Raw genomic sequence first — 6,283 nt, 5'->3', positions numbered from 1 at the left:
TAGAGATTGTATTTCCCTTCTTCTCGCAGTTTCTTCAATAGTAGCGGCCATAGAACGAGTTACCTTATCCGCATACATGATAACCCTACCCTCTGCATTTCTAGCGGCACGTCCGACTGTTTGTATTAAAGAGGTTTCAGAACGTAGGAAACCTTCCTTATCTGCATCTAAAATAGCTATTAGAGAAACCTCTGGAATATCTAATCCCTCTCTCAATAGATTTATACCGACTAGCACATCAAATTCGCCAAGTCTTAAATCTCTTATTATCTCAGTTCTCTCTAAAGTCACTATATCTGAATGTAAATATTTTACCTTTATTCCTATTTCCTTTAAATAGTTAGTTAAATCCTCACTCATTTTTTTAGTCAATGTAGTGATCAATACTCTTTCATTTTTCTCTACAACCTTATTTATTTCTCCGACTAAATCATCTATTTGATTTTCTATCGGTCTGACTTCTATAATAGGATCAAGTAAGCCTGTAGGTCTTATAATTTGCTGTGCTACTGTAGTTGAATGCTCTATTTCATAAGGTCCTGGAGTAGCTGAAACAAATAAAACTTGGTTTATATTTTCCTCAAATTCAGAGAAATTTAAAGGTCTATTATCATAAGCAGAAGGAAGTCTAAATCCGTTGTCTATCAACGATTTTTTTCTAGATTGGTCACCTGCATACATACCTCTAACCTGTGGTATCGTAACGTGTGATTCATCTACTATCAATAGAAAATCCTCTGGGAAGAAATTCATAAGAGTGTACGGCTTTTCGCCTGGTTTTCTGCCTGTAATATGTCTAGAATAGTTTTCTATCCCCTGGCAGAATCCCAATTCCTTAAGCATTTCTATGTCGTATTTTGTTCTCTGCTCTATTCTCTGTGCTTCAAGTAATTTATCGTTGTCCTTGAATTCTTGAATAACCTCTGCCAATTCTTTTTCTATAGATTTTATAGCCTCCTCGATTCTCTCTGGAGTTGTAACATAATGCGATGCCGGGAAAATAGCCGTATAGCTTCTCGTACCTATTATTTTTCCCGTCACATAATCTATTTCTGTTATTCTATCTATTTCATCTCCAAAAAATTCTACTCTAATCGCTCTTTCATCGTTGCTTACAGGGAAAATTTCAACTACATCTCCCCTAACTCTAAATGTCCCTCTGACAAAATTAATGTCGTTTCTCTCGTATTGTATCTCTACTAGTTTCTTGATAATATCATCTCTCTCAACCTGCATACCTACTCTTAGAGATAACATCAAATCCTTGTAATCCTTTGGATCCCCTATACCATAAATACAAGATACAGAAGATACTATTATCGTATCCTTTCTCTCTAAAATCGATGCTGTAGCAGAATGACGTAATTTGTCGATTTCATCGTTTATACTCGCATCCTTTTCTATATAAGTATCACTATGAGCTACATAGGCCTCTGGTTGATAATAATCATAATAACTTACAAAATATTCGACTGCATTATCAGGGAAAAATTCTTTAAACTCACTGTAAAGCTGAGCCGCTAATGTCTTATTATGAGCTAAAATAAGTGTCGGCTTTTTGACCTCTTGTATTATATTTGCCATAGTAAATGTTTTTCCCGAACCTGTAACGCCTAATAAAGTCGAAAATTTTTCATCATGATTTATGGCGTTTACAATTTCTCTAATAGCCTCTGGTTGATCTCCAGTCGGTTTGAAGTCTGATTTTATTTTAAAATCCATAATATCACCTCGCCTCTCTCGAACATTAGTTCACCTTTCTCAATTATACCACAATATATATCACTGTATCCTAACTTTTAACTATTAAACTAAAAATATTTTACCCATAAAAAAATAGTTTAAATGCGTTTTTTTAAAAAATTTGTCTAATAAAAAATATTTTATTTAAAAAAAATAAATTTTTTTCGATATAATTTTCAGATTTTTTACAAATTTATCCATTTATATATTATAATAGGTATGTAATATTTAGAAATTTTATAATTACTTCATATTACATTTTATTTTTATTTTTAAAATATATGTTTGCCTATATAGTATATACTGTATGTTGCATAATTATATTTTTAAAACTTAAAATATAAATACATCTTATTTTTTATTTAGTATATTTTATTAATTTTAATTATTTCAAAATTGAAAAGGGGGATTTGTATGTGTGATTTCGTTTCACAAAACCAAAAATTATTTGATGAATTAGATAAATTAATCGATTCATTAGAAGTAGCTGATGAAAGTTCATTAATCTTTGTTCTTAAAGAAGCACAAGGAATTTTTGGATATCTACCAAAAGAAGTTCAACTTCACATAGCAAAAAGATTAGGTATTTCACCTGCTACTGTTTATGGTGTTGTTAGCTTTTACTCTTACTTCTCTGTAAATCCAATCGGAGAATACAAAATTAGTGTCTGTCTAGGTACAGTTTGCTTCGTTAAAGGCTCAGACAAAGTTATGGCTGAATTTGAAAAACAATTAGGAATTAAAAATGGAGAAACTACTGAAGATCTTAAATTCACTCTTGAAGGATTAAGATGTGTAGGTGCTTGTGGTTTAGCTCCTGTTGTTACTGTTAACGGTAAAGTTTACGGCCAAGTAACTGTTGACGATGTTTCAAAAATATTAGACAACTATAGAAATTTAGAATTAAGCTGTTAGGGAGGTAATATTGATGAAAAAATTAAATTCAATAGCTGAGTTAAAAGCTGCTGTCCAAGAATATAAACCTATTCTTAATTTAAGAGAAAATCATACTGAAGAAATACCAGACAAAAGAGATATATTAGTTTGTGGTGGTACTGGATGTACTTCTTCAGAAAGTTTAGTTATAATAGAAAATCTAAAAAATGAAATTAAAAAAGCTGGTTTAGAAGACCATGCTATGGTACATCTAACAGGATGCTTTGGATTCTGTGCAATGGGTCCAATAGTTAAGGTTTACCCTGATAACGTGTTCTACGTTCATGTAAAACCTGAAGATGCTGCTGAAATAGTTGAAAGTCATATAAAAAATAACCAAGTCGTTGATAGATTATTATTCGCAGAACCAACTCTAGATTTCCAAAAAGTTAAAAGAGATAGCGATATGGAATTCTACAAAAAACAAGTTCGTATTGCTCTAAGAAACTGTGGACATATAAATCCTGAAGATATAACTGAATATATAGCAAATGATGGATATACTGCACTTGCTAAATGTCTATCTGAAATGACTCCTAAAGAAGTTATCGAAGAAATGAAAGCGTCTGGTTTAAGAGGACGTGGTGGAGCTGGTTTCCCTACAGGTAGAAAATGGGAATCTGCTTCTAAGAACCCTGCTATAAACGGTAAAAAATTCATCGTATGTAACGCTGACGAAGGTGACCCAGGTGCATTCATGGATAGATCTTTACTTGAAGGTGACCCACACAGTGTATTAGAAGCTATGGCAATAGCTGGTTATGCTGTAGGCGCTGCAGAAGGATACATCTACATAAGAGCTGAATATCCTCTTGCAATAGACAGATTAAAAATAGCTATAGCTCAAGCTGAAGAAGCTGGAGTTTTAGGTGAAAATATATTAGGAACTGGATTTAACTTCAAAATAGAATTAAAATATGGTGCTGGTGCATTCGTTTGTGGTGAAGGTACTGCTCTTATAAATTCTATAGAAGGTAAACGTGGTGAACCAAGAATGAAAACATTCTCTTCTTCTCAACATGGTTTATGGCAAGCTCCTACTTCTGTAAACAACGTTGAAACTTTCGGAAACGTTCCTGCGATAATAAACAAAGGCGCCAAATGGTTCGCTTCTTATGGTACTGAAGATTCTACTGGTACTAAAGTTTTCGCCTTAGGTGGAAAAATAAACAATGTTGGTCTTGTTGAAGTACCTATGGGAACTACTTTAAGAGAAATAGTTTACGATATCGGTGGCGGTATCCCTAACGGAAAGAAATTTAAAGCTGTTCAAACAGGTGGTCCATCTGGTGGATGTATATCAGAAAAAGATCTAGATACTCCAATAGATTTCAAATCATTAAGTGATATAGGATCTATGATGGGTTCTGGTGGTATGCTTGTTCTTGATGAAACTGACTGTATGGTTGACATAGCTAAATTCTTCCTTGAATTCACAGTTGATGAATCTTGTGGTAAATGTACACCATGTCGTATAGGTAACAAGAGATTACTTGAAATGTTAAACAAAATATGCGATGGAAAAGCTGAAGAAAAAGATTTATATGATTTAAAAGACTTAGCTTTAACTATAAAAAATACTTCTTTATGTGGTCTTGGTAAATGTGCTCCAAACCCAGTACTTAGTACATTAGATTGTTTCTACGATGAATATTTAGCTCACGTTAAGGATAAAAAATGTCCTGCTGGTAAATGTCAATCTCTATTAAACTTCGTAATAACTGACAACTGTATAGGTTGTGGATTATGTAAGAAGAATTGTCCAGCTGATGCTATTACTGGTGAAAAGAAACAAAAACATGTTATTGATACTACTAAATGTCTAAAATGTGGTGCTTGTATGTCTAAATGTAAGAAAGACGCTATAGTAAAAATGTAGTATGCTCGATGTATAACGTATAAAGTGCTTAAACAATAATTTTATTAAATTATTAAGGAGGAATTTATCAATGAACTTAGTTAACTTAACTATAAATGGTAAAGCTGTATCAGTTCCTGCTGGAACTAAGATATTAGATGCAGCAAAACAAGTAAATATAAAAATACCTAGTCTATGTAATATGAAAATAGAAGAAATCGGATTCGTAGACGACTGTGCTTCTTGCCGTGTTTGTATGGTAACTGCTGGAAACAAATTAGTACCTGCTTGTGGTACTATGGTTAGAGAAGGTATGGTAGTTAATACTAACAGCCCAGAAGCTTTAAGATATAGAAAAAACGTAGTTGAATTACTACTATCAGACCATCCACAAGATTGCTTCACTTGCGATAAATGTGGTACTTGTGAATTACAAAAACTTGCATCTGAAATGAATATAAGAGAAATCAGATTCAAAGGTGAAAAATCAACATTTAGACCTGACACTTCTTCTCTTCCAATAATAAAAGATACATCTAAATGCGTATTATGTAGAAGATGTGAAACTATGTGTAATAAAGTTCAAACTGTAGGTGCTCTTTCTGGTTTAAACCGTGGATTCAACACTATAGTTGGTACTTTCTTTGATCAAGACTTAGTTCATACAGATTGCGTATTCTGTGGACAATGTGTAAGTGTATGTCCAACTGATGCTTTAATAGAAAAAGATAACTCTAAAGAAGCTTGGGCTGCATTACAACAAACTGAAAAACCTGTAATAGTTCAAATAGCTCCAGCTGTAAGAGTTAGTATATGTGAAGAATTCGGACTAGATCCTGGTACTGTATCTACAGGTAAATTAATATCTGCTTTAAAACAATTAGGATTTGACTATGTATTCGATACTAACTTTGCTGCTGACTTAACTATAATGGAAGAAGCAAATGAATTTGTAGAAAGATTTACTAACGGTGGAAAATTACCAATACTTACTTCTTGTTGTCCATCTTGGGTTAGATTCTGTGAAACTCAATTCCCAGATTTAATTCCATATTTATCAACTTGTAAGTCTCCACAAGGTATGTTCTCTTCAATGGCAAGATACTACTTTGCAGACAAAGTATTAGATAAAAAACCAGATGAAGTAATAATCGTATCTATAATGCCTTGTATAGCTAAAAAATATGAAATATCTAGAGAACAATTAAGTAAAGACGGTCTACAAGATACTGATATATCATTATCTGTAAGAGAAATCGCAAGAATGATAAGAGAAGCTGGTATAGATTTAGCTCATATGCCTGAATCTCAATTCAACAGTCCTCTAGGAAACTCAACTGGTGCTGCTGATATATTCGGTGTTACTGGTGGTGTTCTAGAAGCTGCATTAAGAACTGCTTACACTGATATAACTAAGATGGAATTACCATTCAATGGTATAGATTTTGTAGAAGTTAGAGGATTTAAAGGTATAAAAGAAGCTACTATAAATATAGCTGGTAAAGATGTAAGAGTTGCTGCTGCTTCATCTTTAGGACATGCAAGAACATTAATGGAAGAATTAAGAGCAGATTTAGCTGCTGGTAGAGAACCTAAATATCAAGTTATAGAAATAATGGCTTGTCCTGGTGGATGTGTAGCTGGTGGTGGACAACCATTCCATCATGGAGATTATGAAAAAGTTAAAGCTAGAGGTGCTGCTTTATATGCAATAGACTCTAATAAAACTCAACGTAAATCTCATAA

At 33.0% G+C, this 6,283-nt stretch carries 4 protein-coding genes; 3 read left to right on the top strand and 1 reads right to left on the bottom strand.

Annotated features, from left to right (window positions below; all coding sequences use genetic code 11):
• Positions 1-1,722 (bottom strand): excinuclease ABC subunit UvrB (gene uvrB, locus ACI3VO_RS03200; RefSeq protein WP_439756534.1); only part of this gene is annotated, 1,722 nt, incomplete at its 3' end.
• Positions 1,723-2,157: 435 nt separating this feature from the next.
• Between uvrB and ACI3VO_RS03195 the strand changes: the two genes are divergently transcribed.
• The 3 genes from ACI3VO_RS03195 to ACI3VO_RS03185 form a co-directional block, all read left to right on the top strand.
• Entirely contained in the window at positions 2,158-2,658 is a 501-nt protein-coding gene (locus tag ACI3VO_RS03195; protein ID WP_320626782.1) for an NADH-quinone oxidoreductase subunit NuoE family protein, read from the top strand.
• A 13-nt stretch (positions 2,659-2,671) separates the two neighbouring features.
• Complete coding sequence (locus ACI3VO_RS03190) at positions 2,672-4,558, top strand: NADH-ubiquinone oxidoreductase-F iron-sulfur binding region domain-containing protein (protein ID WP_439756533.1); 1,887 nt, start codon at positions 2,672-2,674, stop codon at positions 4,556-4,558.
• Between the two features lie 70 nt (positions 4,559-4,628).
• A partial coding sequence (locus tag ACI3VO_RS03185; RefSeq protein ID WP_439756532.1) for a [FeFe] hydrogenase, group A occupies positions 4,629-6,283 on the top strand: 1,655 nt, incomplete at its 3' end.

This window comes from Intestinibacter sp. (genome assembly GCF_051866655.1).
Classification (GTDB): domain Bacteria; phylum Bacillota; class Clostridia; order Peptostreptococcales; family Peptostreptococcaceae; genus Intestinibacter.
The sequence above is the reverse complement of the archived record's forward strand: the minus strand, read 5'-3'. Positions and strand labels throughout refer to the sequence as shown.